Consider the following 19,693-nt stretch of genomic DNA (forward strand, 5'->3'; position numbering starts at 1 on the left):
CGTTCAATGCGAGGATCGGTAATTGAATTAAAGTGTTTCAGAAAAGTAGCGCTCATATTTTACGTGACCAAGGTGATTATTATGCCTTGATCTGATCACTACATATTCTATAAGTTCAATTTATAATGATCTTGCCGTGTATTCAAGGTATTGCGGAGCAAACAAATTTACTTGCTCTGAATGCAGCCATTGAAGCCGCCCGAGCGGGGGAGCAAGGTCGTGGTTTTGCCGTTGTCGCCGATGAAGTGCGTGGTCTTGCGCAGCGTACTCAAACCAGTACCGAAGAAATACGTAATATGATTGGGAAACTGCAATCAGCAACGCAAGACGCTAAATCATCCGTGTCGTTAAGTATTGCAACCAGTGAACAAACGGTAGAAAAGTCGACTAAAGCAAACGAAGCACTTAATCGCGTCGCCAGCTCGCTTAGTGCCATTGCTCAAATGAGTCACCAAATTGCAATTGCAGCGAAGGAGCAGCTAGATGCAGGTGAAGATACAGCAAAACGTATTGTGACCATCTCTGATACCGCAGCACAAACAGCCAATGTATCAAATCAAGCACACACTGCGACTGATTTAATTAAAGGCCTCACCACAAACTTAGAAACCGAAACAGCTAAGTTTAGCTAATGAGTACACTTAACGTGTTATTTATGTGCATTTGTCATAATGAGTTCTCAGTGTGTCAGCACATTTAAAACAACACAGTACATGACACTAAAAAGCCCAGAAAACAACTGGGCTTTTTATTATTGATTACTTAACTAAGGCCTGAACTGTACTAGGATTTAATCTGTACCAAATCAAAGTCAGCCATCCCTGGTACTATTTTTTGCAACCGTGACTCGGTAACATCTAACGAGTTCAAACACTCACAATACTCAGAGGCTTTCATTTCAAGTTGCTCTGCTTTCTTTTGGAGGGACTTATCTATTTCTTTAGATATAATATCCATACGCTGTCCCATGTCGTTGATGCGGTCTTCAATATTCCCTTCGCGAGATTTAAAGGCATCCCCTAACGAAACTAAAATAGCGCCTAATGAACCATGCACCGCTGAGTGAATTTTTTGACTGATCTCTTTGGTAAAGAAATCATCAATTTTCGATAATGATTGCGGAGCAATAAAGAAAAAGTCATCACCGCGCTTAAATTTATCCATCAACGCGCGTTCTACATATTGTAGTTGAGTTTTTAATACTTCAGGCTCTTTATCAGACATCCCTTCAACAACTTGTTCAATTGCGCTCAACCCTAAATTCACACCGTCAGTGGCCAGTTCAACTAATTCTGGCACCGTATCTCGGATACCAAGACTAAATTGCTCAACAACTTTGGTTTCTTCTGGATTTAAATCAACCCAATAACCACGAATAAACAGCTGGTTATTATTATTAATTTGCACACGAGTTTGGCCTTTATCAACAATACGAATGACATCGTCAGTAATAATTAAGCCATGACTTAGCTCGACCTCACATTGTTTTTTTTCTAACGAGGCATAACTAGAAAAGCTAGAGAATGCAATGGCCGCTGCCAATAACGAGCGAGAGAGTAACGCCATATACACCCCAAAAAGACAAAAAAGAGAGGCCGCTAGATTAGCAAATATCCAATTTTATGCAAGTAAAACGCCAAGGCCTAACGTCGCTTTCGCTATAGCTCAAACGTTCATCCATGGTAAGGCTTGGCGTTTTACTTTTTAGACTAATCAGTTAAATTGGCGAGCCCGGAGGCATGGGTAATGCCTTAAAGTTATCCGGCCATTTCCCCGTGTCTAAAAATTGCGACACCTGCTCGCTCAAAAATTGCTTAAATGCACTGTTCCCTACCGAGGCACTGCCTAGCATTGACTCTTGCTGATAACTTTTTGCAAGCTTTGCCAAGTAATAACGAAACTGCGCTTGCACCTCAGGATCAACCTCATCACTGGCAACTAAATCAGCGAACTGCTTTGCCGTTAACAGTTGTACACGCTGAGTTATTTTACCCGCTAGGCCGTCATCCATTTTTTGCTCAAAAATTTGCTGATACGTTTGTGCTAATAACGCATCTAACCCATAAAACGCATCGCTTCTGGCGTGTTGTTGTGCCAAACGGTTAACACGTTGACTATTAAACAGTAAGCTTAAACTATGTGTCGCCGCCACTTCGGGAAGTGCCATTGCATCAAGGGTCAGTCCTGTACGACCAACAATACTCTCACGTGATTTTGACTCTCCGTACGCTTTTGGCGGAATAAGCGATAATATCGATTCAGGCAAGACAAGATTATCAGCCTTAAGCGTTTCAAGAAGCGCATTAACGGCTAATTGTTGCGTTTGTTTTGCAACCACCTGTGCACCTTTAGGTTGTGAGCCATTTCGTACTTCATATTCGTAGTTTACGCCAGCTACGAGCTTTACTGCAGCTTCAACTTGATAGCGGTGGAACAAATATAACGGCACTAACATTTCCTCTAACTGCGACAATGCAGTACCCGTTTTAATATTATGAATGCCAAAACTAGCGAGTGCTTGTTTGCGCACAGCAAGTACACGCATTAATTCATCACTGGGCGAACTGCCATTATCCCAAAGATGTCCCGTAGGGTGTGCCCCACCTTGTGCCCGAGCATCACTGTCTGAGATGAACTCAAGACCTTTACTTTTGTTTTCGGCAAGAATAGCAGCAAGCTGCTTTGTTTCATCTTGATTGCTAAAATCACTGTAGCCATATTTAACGACTTGAGTATCCCAAACGCCCATCCCAGATGCATAGCCGCGACTAACATCCAATTTACCGTGCTCATTAAAACTTAATAAAGGATGCGGGTAATCCATGACAGAGGCTCTGTCGCCAACAGACGCTGCAAAGTTGTGAGAAATACCCAGTGTGTGCCCTACTTCGTGCGCACTGAGTTGACGAATACGGTCAAGCGCCATCGCATGTAAACGCGTTGCCACTTCATTTCCTTCTAAATACGGGGCAGCTAATGCTTCTGCTAGTAAGATATCTTGACGTACACGCAATGAACCAAGAGTCACGTGGCCTTTAATTATTTCACCCGTACGTGGGTCAATCACTGAACTGCCATATGACCATCCTCGGGTTGCTCTATGCACCCATTGAATCACGTTGTAACGCACATCCATAGGGTCAGCATCATCAGGCAGCACCTTCACAATAAAGGCATTTTTGTAGCCTGCTGCTGTAAAAGCATCGTTCCACCATTTAGCCCCATCTATCAGTGCTGTTTTCACTGGCTCAGGCACACCTGGATCTAAATAATACACAATCGGCTCAACGGGCTCACTAACTGGTAAGCTTGGATCTTTTTTAGCTAAACGGTGACGCGGGATATAACGCACATACATGGTTTCATCCAGTGGTGCCGCATAATCTTTATGTTCAATACTCCAAAAACCAGCCTGCGGATGGAATTTACGCGGCGTGTAGTTATCATCGGGCAATTTAATTAAAGAGTGATGCATGTGCACTGTCAGGGCATAAGGGTGCGCACTAACTTGACGAACATACTTACCAGGGTTGCTACCTTGAAAGGTTAAAACCGCTTCAAGCTCAGTATTTTCTGGGAATGCGTTTGAGCGCGTTAAATACACCGCACTTCGATTGGCGTCAACATTAAAACTACCCTGCCCCCGAGCTGCTAAGCTGCGAGTAACGCCATGCACATCACTTAATAAGTAAGGAGTGTAATCAATTAGGGTGGCAGAATCGGATTGGGCGACAACATCAAAGCCGGCAAGAATACTTGACGCGAATGCCTCTTTTATACTTTGTTGTTCAGCGACATTGGTAGTGTTAGCGCGATAATACGTATTGAGTGCACGTAACATGACTTTATCGCCAAAACGCTCGAACTGCACAAGGTGGGTATTGCCAAGTTGCCCTCGGTCTAGACCAATATCATTCGAGCCAACGCCATACGGCAAGCTTTGTTGTAATAAAAACGGCTGCGTGAGTTTATCTACCTCAACATAGACTTTGCCGTTTTCAGTGTCGTAATAAAAGGAAAAGTAACCTGAAAAATGTGTCATTTTTTCAGTAAAATCATTTATAGACTTAATTGCTGCGTGTGCTTGGGTTATCATAGTAAGTAACACGGCTAAGAGCAGGTATCGTAGTAATGGTATTTTTTGCATAATCTTATCTTTGTTATTCGCGTTTTAAATACTGTACAGGTATTAGGCAGTATAAAGTATCGCCGATAAAAAACAGCTATTTAAGACGAAATTCAGCGCTTGCTAAGACATTCTCTCTCACACTAAAAAATGTCTAGCTACAACGTTATCAGGAAAATAGAATGCGTAGACTCCCACCGGTATTGCTAGAAGATGGCTGCCCACGAGAACTGATTTCATTGATCAGAACGGTTCTTGCGGCATGTAAAGAAATTTCATTCCGTGTTGGCCAAGGCGCCCTTTCTGGCGTATTAGGGTCAACTCTTGATGAAAATATTCAAGGTGAAACACAAAAGAAGCTTGATGTCCTTACCAACCAGCTTTTAAAAGATATCTTATTAGAATCGGGCTACGTAAAAGCCATCGCTTCTGAAGAAGAAGATTTCACTGTAGCAGGGAATCCGGACGCAAAGTATATTGTGGCGTTTGACCCGCTTGATGGTTCATCAAATACCGACATAAACTCCTTAGTTGGTACTATTTTTTCAATAATGGAAGCCCCTGAAGGTGCAGACCCATCTGACCAAAGTATTTTCATGCAACCAGGTAAAAACCAAGTTGCGGCTGGTTATGTTTTATATGGCCCATCGACAGTACTGGCATTAACAACGGGTAAAGGCACTCGCTTTTTTACGTTAGATAAAACACACGGTACCTTTTTATTAACAGAAGACTTTGCCAGTATCCCTGAAGAGACCAGTGAGTTTGCAATTAACGCCTCTAACCAACGTCATTGGCAACCGGCTATGCAAAACTACATTACTGACTTGATTGCTGGTGATACAGGTCCTCGTGGACGCAACTTTAACATGCGCTGGATTGCCGCAATGGTCGGAGATGTTCACCGCGTGTTATGTCGAGGGGGGATTTTTACTTACCCTACTGACACAAAAGATCCCAATAAACCAAACAAATTACGTTTACTATACGAAGCAAACCCTATGGCAATGTTAATTGAACAAGCTGGCGGTATTGCTTCTACCGGCACTGAGCGCATTATGGATATCCAACCTAATGCCATTCACCAACGTGTCGCGGTGATTTTAGGTTCCAAAAACGAAGTAGAAACTTGCTTGAGTTATCATAAGTAGCGACAGCTATTAAAAATAATAAAACCGTGTTTGTTAAAGCAGCACGGTTTTTTATTACTCACTCCCGGTTGTGCAATCACAGGGCCAACAAAAGTTACTTAATAAGTGCTAATAACGTAATCAGCGTCTCTTTATTCAGCTCGCCCATTTGCTCAGCATTACTCAACGCAAAAATAGCCCCTTCAACAGCACTTTCATCGATATCTTGGCGTGACTCTAAAACACTCGCCCATAATTCTAACTCATCAATATCAATTTCATTGCTGATCACACGCTCTAGTACATTACAAAAAGTTGCTTTTGTTAGTGTATATATAGCGCCTTGATCATCTGCGGTATTAACGATTACAGCCACAGCTTGCTCGCGTTTCTTACCAAAACTCGCAAACTGACTTAGTGCGTCTAATTTATCCATTTGCTATGCTTACCTATTAATATCAAAAAATTACTTCTAGCCAATGACCATCCTTAGTTGCTCACAGTGTAATGCGACACTGACATGTCGTGCCGACGATATAAACGCATGCTGGTGTAATGAGTTACCTGCTATTTTACCACTTGATGACGCCGCAACATCCTGTTTATGCCGTGATTGTACAATTAAAAAGATAAATCTATTTTTATCTACGCTATATGAACAGCCCCTTGCACAGCAATTGGCTTTTGCAAAACCCTTTTCGCATCATGGAAACTTAATAGAAAATCTCGATTACACAATGCAGAACAACTACATGGTATTTAGCCGCTGGTTCTTTTTAAAGCGTGGTCATTGCTGTTCCAATGGCTGCACTCACTGCCCATTTACCGATAAATAACAGTAAAGTAGAGTATTTATTCAATTATTTTGCATTTAATTGCAAATAACGCATGACCACAAGAATAAAAATACATTATAATTGGATATAAATTCACTTAATATCCCTTATTTATTGCTTAAACTATTAACTTAGTGTGTTTTTTAAGCATAATTTTACTGTAACTTTATCGGAATCAAACATGAATACCTTTAAGCCTGCTCTACTTGCCAGTGCAATTTCTGCGGTTTTAATCAATAGCAACATCGCACTCGCTGCTGATGATACTGTTGAACTTGATAAATCAATTGAAACTATTCAAATCACTGCAACGCGACGAGCAGGTTCAGTACAAGATGCGCCACTTAATATCACCGCTTTAAATGGTGATGTAATTAGCGATCAGAATATTGGCGATCTTGAAGATGTTGCACGCTGGGTACCCGGTTTAACAATTTCTGACCAAGGTGGTCGTGAAGGGTCTCCGATCATTGTACGTGGTCTTAATACAAATACCTCAGACCGTATTTCTGACAGTGGCACTGTTGCAACTTATGTTGGTGAAATACCGCTCAGCATCGATTTGCGTTTAACTGATGTTGACCGTGTAGAGGTCCTCATTGGTCCGCAGGGCACCCTGTATGGTGCAGGTACTTTAGGTGGCGCAATTCGCTATTTATTAAAGCAGCCAGAACTTGATATCACTGAAGGTAAAGTAACCGGTGATGTATTCAGCATGAATGAAAGTGATGGCACTGGCGGTGAGTTTGGTGTGGTATTTAACACCCCACTCATTGACGATAAACTCGCATTACGTGCCAGCTTGAACTATTACGATAACCCAGGTTACATTGATTACACCCACGTGGTTAAAGAGCCGGGTGTGTCTAACCCAAATCCTGACTTTAGCGACAGTAGCGACGTTAATGCGAACCTTAAAAGCGTCAGTGACGTGAACGATGAGCAAATTACCACTGCCCGCTTATCACTGCGTTGGTTAGCAACAGAAACAGTTGATGCAACGCTTAACTACTTCTATCAAAAACAAGAAAATGGCGGCAACTCAACATCGCAATACGGCTCGTTGGCTGATAGCAGTGCTTTGCAAGGCGTATCAGGTAAATACGACAATGTCGCGCGAGTGCTTGAACCTGGTGAAGAAGAAAACGATTTATTAAGCTTAGAAATAAAAGCAGATCTTGGTTTTGCTGAACTTGTTTCAGCATCTGGCTGGTCAAGCTACGAGCAGTCGGGCCAACGAGACCAAACAGACCTACTCTACGATATTTGGTCTGGCTATGCTGATTTCCCTGCATTTGTTGGTTACACGCACGATACATCAGAGCGCGATAATTTCACTCAAGAGCTGCGCCTCGTATCAAACAGCAGTAGTAACCTCAACTGGATTGTCGGCGGTTTCTACAACAAACTAGAAAGCCACTCTGATGACCGCGAGTATACGCCGGGTCTTACTGAGTACTGGGGGGGTGGCATTTTAAATGTAGAAGAAGATCTTGAATACATTCTCATTTCAGATAGTGAAACCACTGAAAAAGCTATTTTCGGTGAAATTGGCTACAGCATCACTGATCAGTTTGATGTCACTTTAGGTGCGCGTTTTTATGAATATGACGTATCGACTACGTCGGGCTCTGCAACACCACTATATTCAGGCGACTTTGATTCACTTGATAACCTAGTAATGGAAAATGTCAGTGCAAGCGATAGTGGTAACTTATTTAAGTTTAATGCTAATTACACGTTTGATAATGGTATTCTTGCTTACTTTACCGTCAGTGAAGGTTTCCGTATTGGTGGTGGTAATGGGATTGCACCATGCCCAGACGTATTACCAGAGCAACAAATTGTTTGTGCACTTCCAAACGAAGAAGATTATAAACCGGATACCACCGTTAACTACGAGCTTGGTTTTAAATCATCGTGGTTGCGTAATCGCTTGCACTTTAATGCCGCGCTGTTCAACGTTGATTGGAAAGATGCGCAAGTCGGCAGCAGTACTGTTAACGGCCAAGAACTTATCACGTCAAATGCAGGCTCTGCCAACTCAAAAGGTGTTGAACTGTCTACCCGTGCCATGATCGGCGACAGATGGGCTGCTTATGCAACCTACGCGTACGCTAAAGCAGAGCTAACTGAAGATACACCTTATTTATTTGGTGTTCTTGATGACAAACTTGCACACTATCAAAGCTACTATGACGGCGCAAAAGGAGACCGTTTACCGGGAGCACCTGAACATCAGTTTTCATTTGGTCTGCGTTATGAGCAAGACATCCTCGGTGATAAGTTACTTAGCGTAAACTACGGGATTACAGCCCAAAGCGATGTAATCACAAAAGTAGGTTTAAAAGCCGACGGTGAAATACTGCCAGGTTACGCTCTTAGCAATTTATCAGCAAAAATTACAGGCGATATGTGGTCAGCAACCTTATACATCGATAACCTTTTTGATAAGTATGCATTTACCTCTGTACGCCGTGATAAGTCATGGGCAGGACAGTCTCAATATGCTGAGCTAAACAAAGAGTTACCTGAGTTACAACGTGTATATGGCCACTACACAACAGCACCCCGTACTATTGGCTTAAAATTTAGTTATAACTTTGAGCTATAATTAGCCTATCTCATAAAAGCCTTGCTGGTTTACCGCAAGGCTTTTAAGATGAACCATGCTTAATAGTACTCAACACGCGCTTCGCACACATATACATCAACTTCTAGCGAATAAACAATTAGCTGAAGCCCACCAGCAGTTAGTTTTACGCCTGCAGCAAAACCCGCATGATCACGTTAGCTACTTTTTACTCAGTGAAGTAAATACAGCTGCCGGTGATTTAAATAAAGCGGTTAAGTTAATTGAAAAAGCCCTCAGTATTGAGCCTTTAAATATTTATCATTTAAACCTCGCTAAGCACCTTATATTGCGAGGGGAGATAAGTCGCGCCACTGTTCATTATAAAAGTGCAATGGCAACACAGCATTACAGTGCGTTGGAGTTAGATACACTCGCCAACATTGCAACTCGCTTAGGCTATTATGATGATGCCCTTACATTTCAACAATCAGCCTATCAACTTGATAAGCAAACACCTCAAATAAGCTATAACTTAGCAGTGGCCTTAAAAGTTCACGGCCTGTTTGGCGAAGCTAAAACACTATTAAAGCAGCTTATTACTGAACACGAGCACTATTATCAAGCCCATTATTCACTGGCCGAGTTGAACAATACCGAAGAAGCTAAGCAGCACTTAAACGTGTTACAACCCCAAGCTCAACGCGTACATACAGCGAGTGATCAACAGGCGTATTTCCATAGTCTTGCTTTAAATTATGAGCATTTAAACGACTACGAGAATGCATTTAAGTACTTTACGCACAGTAAACAAGCTATTGCGCAACAACTTAACTATCAATCACAGCAACATCGTCAGTTTTGCCAAACATTAATGAGACACAGCACACACAGTCAATTATCCCCTAGTAACTCTGACTTTGCCCCTGTGTTTGTTGTAGGGATGCCGCGCTCAGGCACCACTCTCGTTGAAAAAATACTTAACCAAAGTGATGAATTACAAGGGATTGGCGAACTGAATGATATCGCACAACTCATGCAACATGGCACACAATCAAACCGTGTTATTGATAGTGAAATGTTCGCCAAGACTTACGCTAGCGCTGACATTCACCAAACAATAACCCACTACCAACAACGAGCCGAAAAACTCAGTAACACACTGCGCAGTTGTGATAAACAACCGTTTAATTTTTACTATATTGATTTTATTTTAGCGGCTTTTCCTCACGCCAAAATAGTGTGTATGCAACGAAATTGGCATGATTGCAGCGTAGCCAATTACAGGCAGTTATATAACCCGCAAAGTGTCTTTCACCATTACAGCTTTACATTTTACGATATTGTCGCCTTTCACCAAGACTACACCGCTTTAGCGACGCACTTTGCCACTAAGTACCCTAAACAAGTGTATTTACAGAGTTACGAGCAGTTAGTCGAAGAGCCAATTAAACAAACCCAAAAGCTTTATGCATTTTGTAACTTAAATTGGCAAGCAAGCTGTTTGGCATTTTATAAAAATAACGCAGCATCAGCGACAGCGAGTAAAAAGCAAATTCGCCAGCCACTTAACAAAAATAGTATCGGCAGCTGGCATAACTACGCTGCATTTATTGATGCGGGCCTTTTTCAATAGGTAAATCGTGACAAGCTCCCCACTCACTCCATGAACCATCGTAAACCCGAAGGTTAGTATAACCACACTCATCCGCACACAAAGCAAGGGCACAGGCCGTCACTCCTGAGCCACAGCTAAATTGCAGCTGAGTGTGTCCATTTACATGTGAGTTGAACAATGTGTGTAATGCATCAAGAGACTTAAGCTCCCCGTCATTCAATACATCTGACAAAGGTAAAGAACGACTACCCGGAATATGACCACTGCGCATGCCATCACGTGGCTCTGCTTGCTCGCCAGTAAAACGAGCTGTAGGCCTTGCATCTAGCGTGATAATACTCGTATCTGAAAGTGAATTTAGTACCTGTTCTGCCGTGATAAAATAATCTTTACGGGGCTGTGCGACAAAGTTACCTTTTGTTGTCGGCGTGTAATACTCAGAATGAACATCAAATCCCTGAGCCAACCACTTTGCTAAACCTCCACTTAAGACTTTTACGTTATCAAAGCCCATAGCCTTAAACATCCACCATGCCCGTGCTGAACTAAATAAACCTTGGTCTTCATAAATAACAACACGTGAATTCTGATTAACTCCCGCGACTTGCATGTGTTCGGTGAATTGCTCGCTACTACACATCATACTTGGGACCGGATTACTGTTATCAGCCAGTGTATTTTTAAAATCAAAGCGCTGTGCATTCGGTAGCATAGCGGCTGGAGCGTAGCTGCCCTCCTGACCTGGGCGAACCATACCCGCATCAAAAATAACCAGATCCTTCGCTGTCAGGTTATTATTTAACCATGAGGCTGAGACTATATTTTTCATTTAATTCCTGTTTAGTCATAAGTGTTTAAACGCTGCAAACGCAATTCATCAAACTTTCAAATTCTGGATGTATCTTTTATTCTAAATGTTAGAATAAAAATTAGAAAAGGTTAATTAATAGAAGTCATGTCAGTTCCTATATTTGTCATTAACATGCAAGGCAGTGAAAAGCGCTGGAAAACACTCAATAATAGACTTACGAACATAGGTATCAGCGCCGAGAGGTTTCCTGCGACAATTGGCAAAGAACTCACTAAAGAGCAATTAGATGAGTGGTATTCACCGCAAAACAATAAACAAAAATATCATCGTGACTTAACGCTAGGCGAAATAGGCTGCTATGTAAGCCACATGCGTATATGGCAAAAAATGGTCGATGAAAAAATTAATCATTGTTTAGTGCTTGAAGACGACCTGTTTATTGAAGAGCACCTAATATCAATCATAGAATTATCAAGTTCGCTGCATGGTTGGGATCTCATTAAGCTTTCTGACAACAGAGATTTTCCGTTTATTGATAGCAAAAGCCTTCAACATAATTTCACACTTGGTAATTATCGAAAAGCCCCAAATGGCACACAGGGATACTTAATAAGTTTACCTGGAGCAAAAAAATTACTTACTCGAAAACCCTTCTGCCGGCCTGTCGATGTGGATATGCAATTCCATAGCGAGGTAGGGCTGCAAATGCTAGGTATCAAACCCTATCCAATTTCAGAAGACAGAAGTTTTGAAAGTGATATAGTGATGGCAAATTCTGGAAGGCACTCATCACGATCCACATTCCTTAGGAACCTAAAGTATAGAATTAACATGTATTTGCAACGAAAAGTGAAAACTGCAGATATTGAGAAAATAGTTATAACGAATATATAAAAACGGATTGTTGAAGCATATTTAAATACTAATGAAAAACTTATCAACTATAAATAACCTCTCAATCAGCGGAAATGTACTAATTGTATTACCAAAATTTATTGGTGATGTTGTCAACTGTACCCCTACAATCGGCATATTAAAAAATCTTTATCCACAAAAACAAATTTACGTTCTTGCTCGTCCTCATCTAGTTGATATTCTTGCTAGAGATGAAACAATCCATGTTATCAGTGATGAAAGGTTTAACAAAAACCAACCTACTTCTTTATTAGGCCAAGCGAAAAAGTTAAAAGAAAAGAATATAGGACTAGCAATCATACTCCGTAATTCTCTTTCTGAAGCACTACTATGTTACGCAGCGTGTATAAAGTTTCGTGTTGGTTATGCACAAAACGGCCGCTCTCCACTCTTAACACATAAGTTTAAGCTGAATAAAAACCACCATTATATTTATCGTTATTGTCGCTTAGTCAATGAAAGTCACGGCGAGCCTTTCTCCCAATTTCCCAATACCAATTTACATTATAAAAAAAGTAACTTGATAATTAAGAAAAGTGAAAGCAAAAATATTGGTATTTATTTTGGCGGGACAAACAAAGGACACCGTCACTATCCTGTAGACTTAGCAATTGACGCTTTGCAAAAAATAAATGCTGAATATAAAAGTTGTCATTTCTATCTTGTCGGCGATCCAACTGAAAAAAAAGACTCAGAGCTTCTAACTTCTCAGCTTCAACAAGATACAATCCATATCACTAACTTAGTTGGTAAAACATCACTTATTGAAATGGTTGATGTAATTGCTAGCTTAGACTTGCTAATATCAATCGATTCTGGACCAATGCATATAGCTGCAGCTGTCAATGTTCCTTTCATTGCCGTTGTTGGTTTAGGTACTTCACCTTGGAGCACGGTTGCTCCAAAACAAAAAAATTATATTGCCTTAGTCGCCAATGGTCAGCAACTTAAAGAAAGTGAATTTATTCGCGATATAAAGCCTGAACAGATTAGTCATGCCGTGACTCAGCTTATTTAAAACGAGTAATAGCAACTCGCTTAATTAAGTGGTCTATTTTGAGACAATAAAACCTCGTTGATAACAAAACAAAAATTTCGTTATTTAGTGGTTCTCGGCAATTGCTCCTGCATTGCTCTACCTCCTGCATCCATGCAGTAGTAAATAAGAAATTTTTAACACAGGTAGTGACGGGTTTAATCCCTCACAATGATTAAGCACTATTGCGGGTTGGTATCATATTTAACCCCCCTCGAAACAAAAAAGCCAAGTGCTCTTTTAGCAAACTTGGCTTTTATACGCTACATCAGTGCGTCACTTACGAAAGAATACAGCTTAGCCCTGCTTAATTAAGCCGTACTCTGTATCTAAAATGGCAATCACTTCACTGCGTGGATCACTTGGAATAGTGATCTCTTGGCCAATGATCTTACTTGCAATACCCACATAAGTATCAGATACCTCAAGCATCACAGATTCTGGCAAGGTGTAGTCTTTTGCAAGCTGCTCACGCTCATCCATACGATCTTTGTTTAATAACACATCACTGTCAGGCACATTATTGATTAATAACTGACGGAAGCCTTCTTTAGAGTTTTCGATAATTTTACCATCGCGATACGCTTGCCCATCCCAAATACGTGATGAATCAGGTGTACCCACTTCGTCGATGTATATTAGTTTGTCAGAACCATCAACGTCTTCAACGTAACCAAACTCAAATTTCGTATCTACAAAAATTTGGTCAAGTTTAGCAAGCTCTTCGCTGATTAATTTAAAGCCTTCAACCAGTAACTGTTCGTACTTCGCAACATCATCTTCCGACTTAAAATTAAACACTGACAAGTTATTAGTGATGTTTTCACGCGTGATATTGACATCATCCACTTCGGGGATTTCAGCTACGCCGGTAATAATTCCTTTCGTTGAAGGAGTGATAAGTACGTTATCTAGCTTTTGATTTGCTGTTAGACCTTCTGGTAAATCGATACCACAAAAGTTACGGGTACCCTTTGCGTAATCGCGCCACATGCTGCCCGTGATGTATTGGCGTGCAATTGCTTCCACTTTGACTGTACTTGCTTTGCGTACAATCCACACATAAGGGTGAGGAATATCAACGATATGGTTACCAGCAAGGCCTGCTTTATCAAACAATTTAAACCAATGAGATGCAACTGAGTTTAACGCGATCCCCTTACCAGGCACGCCATTTAAGCCATTCTCACCTTGCCAAATACAATCAAATGCTGAAATACGGTCAGAGATAACCATAATAGCAAGCTCAGTCCCCTTTGGAACCTGATACCCTTTTTCACTAATTAAACGCGCGCTGTCCTCATCAGTTAACCAATAAACTGAACGCACTTTACCACTGTGTACCGCACCTTTGGTACGGATCGGTAAATCATCGTTTACGTCTAAAACTTTATAGCTAGTCATGCTATCTCCGATAGTATTTGGCATGCTCTTAAAAGCACATGTATGGGATTGGGGTTATGGCCGCCTATAATAATCTAGACGCTGTGAAAGCTCAATCATTGCGCTCAGATCCGCTACGAGGCTCCGCAGATAAAATCAAAAAAAAATTAAAATCTCCGTAATTTTGCTGTCATAAACAATATTTAGCTATAATACGCCTCTCGCAATAGGAGGTTTTTTTGGATTACTTAACAGCTACCGCAGAAAAAAAATACTTAATGTATATTTCACAAAACTATTCGTACGCTATTTTGCGCCCATTACAGCAAGAAATCTTAGCGCGCGGTGGCCAAGTTAGGTGGTTTTTAGAGGGTAGCAACGTTAATCATGAATTCTTAAATGAAGGTGAACAGACTCTAAGTACCATAGAAGAGGTTCACAACTGGCAACCTGATGTTGTTTATGCACCTTCAAATATTATTCCTACATTTATTCCAGGAATTAAAGTCGGCGTTTTTCATGGGTTTGATGCCGGAAAGCTGAACAGAAAAGGCGAGAATGATCACTTTAAAATTCGTGGTTGTTTTGACTTATATTGTACTCAAGGACCGAATACAACGGCTCCATTTAAGGCACTTGCAACAAAATATGGCTTTTTTGAAGTGAAAGAAACCGGTTGGCCAACGCTCGATCCGTTCTTTTCACAGATCGCAAATAACCCTTATAAAAACCCAAATGATCCTAGAAAGACCTTATTGATCTGCTCAACGTTTTCAAAGCGATTATCGCTAGCCCCTAAACTTTACGAACACATTAAAGCATACAGTCAGCAAGGTAAGTGGCGTATTTTAGTGCAATTCCACCCAAAAATGCCGAGTGAGTTAGTCGAGCAATATAAAGACTTACAAAACGATAATTTAACTTTCGTAGAAACCGATAACGTATTACCGCTACTACAAGCGGCAGATGTCATGCTATGTGATACCTCCTCTATTCTGCTGATGTTTTTACTGCAAAGAAAGCCCGTGGTAACTTTTTGTAATCAAGCACCCGGTGAGCACCTTATTGATGTAACAAACCCAGATAAAGTTGAAGAAGCAATCGATTATGCGCTCACAACGCCTACTGAGCTGATGACAAAAATTGAGCACTTTTGTCAGCAGTTGCACCCCTACCAAGATGGCTTATCGAGTCAGCGTGTACTTGCAGCAAGCAATGAATTACTATTGAACAATCCAGTACTTAAGCCAAAACCACGTAACTTTATTCGTAATTTTAAAATGCGTAAAAAGTTAAATTACTGGCGATGGTAACAACGAATAGGTCGTTATGATCACGCTTTCAAATGTGCTATTTAAATGGCACGCACAACAAGCTTCGCCCACCATTAATATTGCTTCGCTGCATATTGAGCAAGGTGAGCATGTGTTTTTACATGGCCCGAGTGGTTGTGGTAAGTCGACGCTATTGTCTTTGCTTGCGGGCGTCACCACTCCCAACCAAGGGACTATCACTCTTTTAGATAAGGCTGTTAACCAATTAAGTAATAGTAAACGCGATCGTTTTCGAGCCGATCACATTGGTTATATTTTTCAAAACTTTAATTTATTGCCGTATTTATCACCTATTGAAAACGTAATTTTAGGCTGCCAATTTTCTAAATTACGGCAAAAGCAGGCGCTTAATAACAGCCCTTCTATTAACCTTGAAGCAAGTCGTCTTTTAACAGCACTTGGTTTGACAGATGCGTTACAGCATCAGGCTGTCTCTAAACTGAGCATCGGTCAGCAACAACGTGTTGCAGCTGCACGTGCATTCATTGGCAGCCCTGAAATTATTATTGCCGATGAACCGACCTCCGCACTCGATACACAAAATCGCCAAGCATTCGTTAAATTGCTGTTTGAACAGGCTAAAGCAACGCACAGTACACTGGTATTTGTAAGCCATGACGAAACCTTGCAAGGGCTTTTTAAGCGCAGTGTTAACCTTTTAGAGTTACAAGGAGGCACACATGTCGCTGCTTAAACTCGCGATTAAAAGTTTACTAAACCGCAAAGCCAGTGCCTTACTCACCTTATTTACGATTGCCATTAGCGTCATGCTCTTGATGTCAATTGAGCGAGTGCGGGTCGATGCTAAAAGTAGCTTTAGTAACACGATTTCCGGCACTGACTTAATTGTTGGTGCTCGCACCGGCGACATCCAATTATTGTTATCTTCGGTGTTTCGTATTGGCCATGCTAATAACGGGGTTAGCTGGCACAGCTATCAATACATTACGCAACAACGTGGCGTAAAATGGGCCATTCCACTGTCGTTGGGTGATAGTCACAAAGGCCTTGCAGTGCTCGGGACCAATAAAGATTATTTCAACCATTATCGGTTCGGAAAAAAGCAGCCTCTTCGTTTTGCATCAGGCCAGCAGTTTAATCACTTATTTGAAGTGGTGCTGGGTTCAGAAGTTGCCAGTTCGCTTAATTATAAATTGGGCGATAAAGTCGTTATTGCGCATGGCATGGGTAACACTAGTTTTCATAATCATGATGATAACCCATTCACGGTAGTCGGTATTTTAGAGCCAACAGGTACGCCGGTTGATAAAACTCTCCATATACCACTTGCTGCAATTGACACGATTCATGGTAAATCTCATACGCACGAAGCCGACCATGTCGAAGATGAATCTCATGAGCATGAGCATGAGCATGAGCATGAGCATGAGCATGACGAGATTAATTTGGTTGGAAATCCTAAGCAAATCACCGCTTTTTTGCTTGGCTTCGATTCACCGCTTTACACATTACAAGTTCGCCGTAATATCAACCAATATAAACCGGAGGCTTTATTAGCGATTATGCCGGGAGTCACATTGCGTGAACTGTGGGAGATGCTGTCAATTGTCGAAAAAATCTTGCTGCTGTTTTCCATCGTCGTGGTCTTAATTAGTTTACTTGGTATGCTAACTAGCCTGTTATCGAGCCTAAACCAACGCCGAAGAGAGTTGGCAATTTTGCGTTCTGTTGGCGCGAGACCGTGGCATATATTCACCTTGATCAGTGTTGAATCGATTCTCATCACTGGGTTAGGTTGCCTGCTCGGCATTGTACTGTTCTATGGCTTAATGCTACTGAGCGCAGATTACTTGCAAAGCCATGCAGGAATAAGTCTAAATATAGCGTTATTGTCATCCTATGAACTCATGCTATTAGCTGCGATAATAGCAGCAGGCTTTATTGTTGGGTTAATTCCTGCGACCCGCGCGTATTTCTACTCACTTGCAGATGGTATGAGTATTAAAATTTAAGGAATGTTATGCAGTTTTTTCAAAAGTTCGCAGTCTTAGCGACATTATTACTATGCACAGGGGCTTATGCTGGACCACCAAAGGAAATCTTCTGGGAAGATTTAATCCCTAAAGGGCACGTGCAAATTGACACGCAAGCACAAGCAAACCATGAAGGCAGCGAGCAAAACTGGGTACAACCAGACCTTGATGCTCCTGTAGTCAAAGAACTTGATGGCCAATCAGTCAGCCTTCCGGGCTTTGTCGTCCCGCTTGAAGGGGACAGTGAGGTAATTACTGAGTTTTTACTTGTGCCGTATTTTGGAGCTTGTATTCATGTACCACCTCCACCGCCTAATCAAATTGTTCATGTAACCATTAAAGGTGGCGTACCAATCGAGAGCCTATATGATGCCATTGTGGTAACAGGGGTAATAAGCACTGAGACTTGGTCCGGTGAAATAGCCCAAGTAGGCTATAAAATGAAAGCCGTCGGTGTTGCCCCGTTCGAGCTATAATTAAAAAGCACGCCAACGGGCGTGCTTTTTACTGCCTTATTAATACACGCTTATTTTTGGCAATTTGCACAAAACACGGTACTTCTTTGGCCTAATCTAATTTCTTTTAACGGCTCTTTACAGGTAACGCACGGCTCACCTTTGCGGCCATACACCAATAATTGCTGAGCAAAATAACCCGGTTTACCATCACTTTGCGCAAAATCTTTTAACGTCGTGCCGCCTTGAGTAATCGCCGCAGCTAGTGTGTCTTTAATTATAGGCACTAATTGTTGATAACGTTTTAAGGATACCTTTCCCGCTTCACGTTTGGGGTGGATCCCCGCTTTAAATAGCGACTCATTGGCGTAGATATTCCCCACACCAACAACCACGGCATTATCCATAATAAATTGCTTAACCGGTACTTTCTTGTTTCTTGATTGCTCGTAAACACGCTCAGCAAAAAAATCATCAGTAAGAGGTTCTGGGCCTAGCTTGGTCAGTAAAGTATGGCATTCGCCAGGTGCTTGCCATAAACATGCCCCAAAGCGGCGCGCATCATTTAGCCTAAGCGCTTTTCCAGACTCTAAAACAAACTCGATATGGTCATGTTTTTTAAGTGGTTCATCGGCATTCACAACGCGTAAATTGCCTGACATTCCCAAATGTAATATGACACTTCCACGCTCACAACCCAGTAATAAATACTTTGCTCTACGTTCAATCGAGGTAACTTTAAGACCTTGTAACTGATATACATCATCAGGCACTGGCCAGCGCATGCTGGCATTATGAATATTCACTTTAGTCACTACGTGGTCGAGCACATGCGGAGTAATCCCCAACCGACTTACTTCAACTTCTGGTAATTCAGGCATCTGTCATTCTCTTAAACGGATATAACGGAAATAACTGAGTGGCATCGGCGTGTTCAAGCGCAAATACACGCTGTAACCGCTTATCGAGTAGGTAGTAATTTCCTTCAATGGTATAAAGTTGATACACCGCAGGTAATTGCTCACCCGCTAACCACACTGAAGCAACATAGTTCGCTGATGTCTTCGAAAGCTTACTCACAGGTATACTTGCAAGATTGAGCTGTTGATGCTGCCACAGCTCAACTAATTGCTCTAACACTTGTTCATCCCCGTGCCATGTTGTTTCTTGTAAGGTTTGACTACGCCAAGAAGTGCCAATTCGCTCAATTTTAAGTTCGGGAAATGCCATCGCCAAAATAAAACTTTGTTCAGGTAGCAGCGCGTGCATGCCGTCCTCTGCAGGTTGAGTATTGAGCTTTTTATGTAAACCATTGAAGAAAAAAATCATCAATAGCATTGAAATAATGACCACATTATTCCACGCTTTTCTGCTCAATCGCATGTGTATCTTCCTCTACTTTCAATACGTTAAAGTGTAACTAAAATTCTGGTTAATTGGCAGTTGTAATTGATCAACAAAATTTCATGTCTGTTATGTATCA

General features: G+C 41.5%; 17 protein-coding genes and 1 pseudogene. 11 read left to right on the forward strand and 7 right to left on the reverse strand.

The genetic code is table 11. The annotated features are described in order from the left end of the window. Nucleotides 1-128 precede the first annotated feature (128 nt). Nucleotides 129-632, forward strand: a pseudogene (locus JIG41_RS05085) (methyl-accepting chemotaxis protein); the annotation flags it as partial. A gap of 151 nt (nt 633-783) precedes the next feature. Here JIG41_RS05085 and JIG41_RS05090 read toward each other — a convergent pair. Both JIG41_RS05090 and JIG41_RS05095 read right to left on the reverse strand, forming a co-directional pair. Then, entirely contained in the window at nt 784-1,566 is a 783-nt protein-coding gene (locus JIG41_RS05090; protein ID WP_036971085.1) for a YggN family protein, read from the reverse strand. A gap of 151 nt (nt 1,567-1,717) precedes the next feature. After that, entirely contained in the window at nt 1,718-4,147 is a 2,430-nt protein-coding gene (locus JIG41_RS05095; protein WP_199524349.1) for a zinc-dependent metalloprotease, read from the reverse strand. A gap of 161 nt (nt 4,148-4,308) precedes the next feature. Between JIG41_RS05095 and JIG41_RS05100 the strand changes: the two genes are divergently transcribed. Next, nucleotides 4,309-5,277, forward strand: coding sequence for a class 1 fructose-bisphosphatase (locus tag JIG41_RS05100; protein ID WP_199524350.1), 969 nt, complete (start codon nt 4,309-4,311; stop codon nt 5,275-5,277). 94 nt (nt 5,278-5,371) lie between these two features. Here the strand turns inward: JIG41_RS05100 and JIG41_RS05105 are convergent, their stop codons facing one another. Continuing rightward, nucleotides 5,372-5,692, reverse strand: coding sequence for a hypothetical protein (locus JIG41_RS05105; RefSeq protein WP_182396117.1), 321 nt, complete (start codon nt 5,690-5,692; stop codon nt 5,372-5,374). A 43-nt stretch (nt 5,693-5,735) separates the two neighbouring features. On the opposite strand from JIG41_RS05105, the gene JIG41_RS05110 reads away from it, so the two are divergent. The 3 genes from JIG41_RS05110 (at nt 5,736) to JIG41_RS05120 (ending at nt 10,300) form a co-directional block, all read left to right on the forward strand. Next, entirely contained in the window at nt 5,736-6,092 is a 357-nt protein-coding gene (locus JIG41_RS05110) for a DUF5522 domain-containing protein (protein WP_074988837.1), read from the forward strand. A 181-nt stretch (nt 6,093-6,273) separates the two neighbouring features. Next, nucleotides 6,274-8,706 (forward strand): TonB-dependent receptor, encoded by a 2,433-nt coding sequence (locus JIG41_RS05115; protein WP_065978137.1) that lies wholly within the window; start codon nt 6,274-6,276, stop codon nt 8,704-8,706. A 55-nt stretch (nt 8,707-8,761) separates the two neighbouring features. Continuing rightward, nucleotides 8,762-10,300, forward strand: coding sequence for a sulfotransferase (locus JIG41_RS05120; protein WP_199524351.1), 1,539 nt, complete (start codon nt 8,762-8,764; stop codon nt 10,298-10,300). Here JIG41_RS05120 and JIG41_RS05125 read toward each other — a convergent pair. Beyond that, complete coding sequence (locus JIG41_RS05125) at nt 10,275-11,111, reverse strand: sulfurtransferase (protein WP_199524352.1); 837 nt, start codon at nt 11,109-11,111, stop codon at nt 10,275-10,277. The two genes, JIG41_RS05120 and JIG41_RS05125, sit on opposite strands and share 26 nt — an antisense overlap. Nucleotides 11,112-11,237: 126 nt before the next feature. Between JIG41_RS05125 and JIG41_RS05130 the strand changes: the two genes are divergently transcribed. After that, nucleotides 11,238-11,987, forward strand: a complete 750-nt coding sequence (locus JIG41_RS05130) for a glycosyltransferase family 25 protein (protein WP_199524353.1) — start codon at nt 11,238-11,240, stop codon at nt 11,985-11,987. Nucleotides 11,988-12,018: 31 nt separating this feature from the next. Beyond that, on the forward strand, nt 12,019-13,026 hold the full coding sequence (locus tag JIG41_RS05135; RefSeq protein WP_075594063.1) for a glycosyltransferase family 9 protein: 1,008 nt from the start codon (nt 12,019-12,021) through the stop codon (nt 13,024-13,026). A 315-nt stretch (nt 13,027-13,341) separates the two neighbouring features. Here JIG41_RS05135 and JIG41_RS05140 read toward each other — a convergent pair whose 3' ends face one another. Further along, nucleotides 13,342-14,448, reverse strand: coding sequence for a phosphoribosylaminoimidazolesuccinocarboxamide synthase (locus JIG41_RS05140; protein WP_036971109.1), 1,107 nt, complete (start codon nt 14,446-14,448; stop codon nt 13,342-13,344). Nucleotides 14,449-14,666: 218 nt separating this feature from the next. Between JIG41_RS05140 and JIG41_RS05145 the strand changes: the two genes are divergently transcribed. The 4 genes from JIG41_RS05145 to JIG41_RS05160 are packed head-to-tail and all read left to right on the forward strand — an operon-like array spanning nt 14,667 to nt 18,231. Beyond that, nucleotides 14,667-15,740 carry a CDP-glycerol glycerophosphotransferase family protein gene (locus JIG41_RS05145; protein ID WP_249406610.1) on the forward strand — a complete coding sequence of 358 codons (1,074 nt, stop codon included), beginning with the start codon at nt 14,667-14,669 and terminating at the stop codon, nt 15,738-15,740. 16 nt (nt 15,741-15,756) lie between these two features. Further along, the gene (locus tag JIG41_RS05150; protein ID WP_065978142.1) at nt 15,757-16,455 is read left to right on the forward strand and encodes an ABC transporter ATP-binding protein; all 699 of its coding nucleotides are present in this window, start codon (nt 15,757-15,759) and stop codon (nt 16,453-16,455) included. Next, nucleotides 16,442-17,734 (forward strand): FtsX-like permease family protein, encoded by a 1,293-nt coding sequence (locus JIG41_RS05155; protein WP_074988836.1) that lies wholly within the window; start codon nt 16,442-16,444, stop codon nt 17,732-17,734. Before JIG41_RS05150 ends, JIG41_RS05155 begins: the two co-directional genes overlap by 14 nt. Before the next feature lie 8 nt (nt 17,735-17,742). Beyond that, nucleotides 17,743-18,231: a DUF3299 domain-containing protein gene (locus JIG41_RS05160; protein ID WP_036971118.1), complete on the forward strand. Its 489-nt coding sequence runs from the start codon at nt 17,743-17,745 to the stop codon at nt 18,229-18,231. Nucleotides 18,232-18,281: 50 nt separating this feature from the next. Here JIG41_RS05160 and mutM read toward each other — a convergent pair whose 3' ends face one another. Next, nucleotides 18,282-19,091, reverse strand: a complete 810-nt coding sequence (gene mutM / locus JIG41_RS05165) for a bifunctional DNA-formamidopyrimidine glycosylase/DNA-(apurinic or apyrimidinic site) lyase (protein ID WP_036971121.1) — start codon at nt 19,089-19,091, stop codon at nt 18,282-18,284. Next, nucleotides 19,084-19,593, reverse strand: coding sequence for a hypothetical protein (locus JIG41_RS05170; protein WP_065978145.1), 510 nt, complete (start codon nt 19,591-19,593; stop codon nt 19,084-19,086). The genes mutM and JIG41_RS05170 overlap by 8 nt, the downstream gene beginning before the upstream one ends. Nucleotides 19,594-19,693: the final 100 nt, after the last annotated feature.

The organism is Pseudoalteromonas sp. bablab_jr011 (assembly GCF_016464045.1).
Lineage (GTDB): Bacteria > Pseudomonadota > Gammaproteobacteria > Enterobacterales > Alteromonadaceae > Pseudoalteromonas > Pseudoalteromonas lipolytica.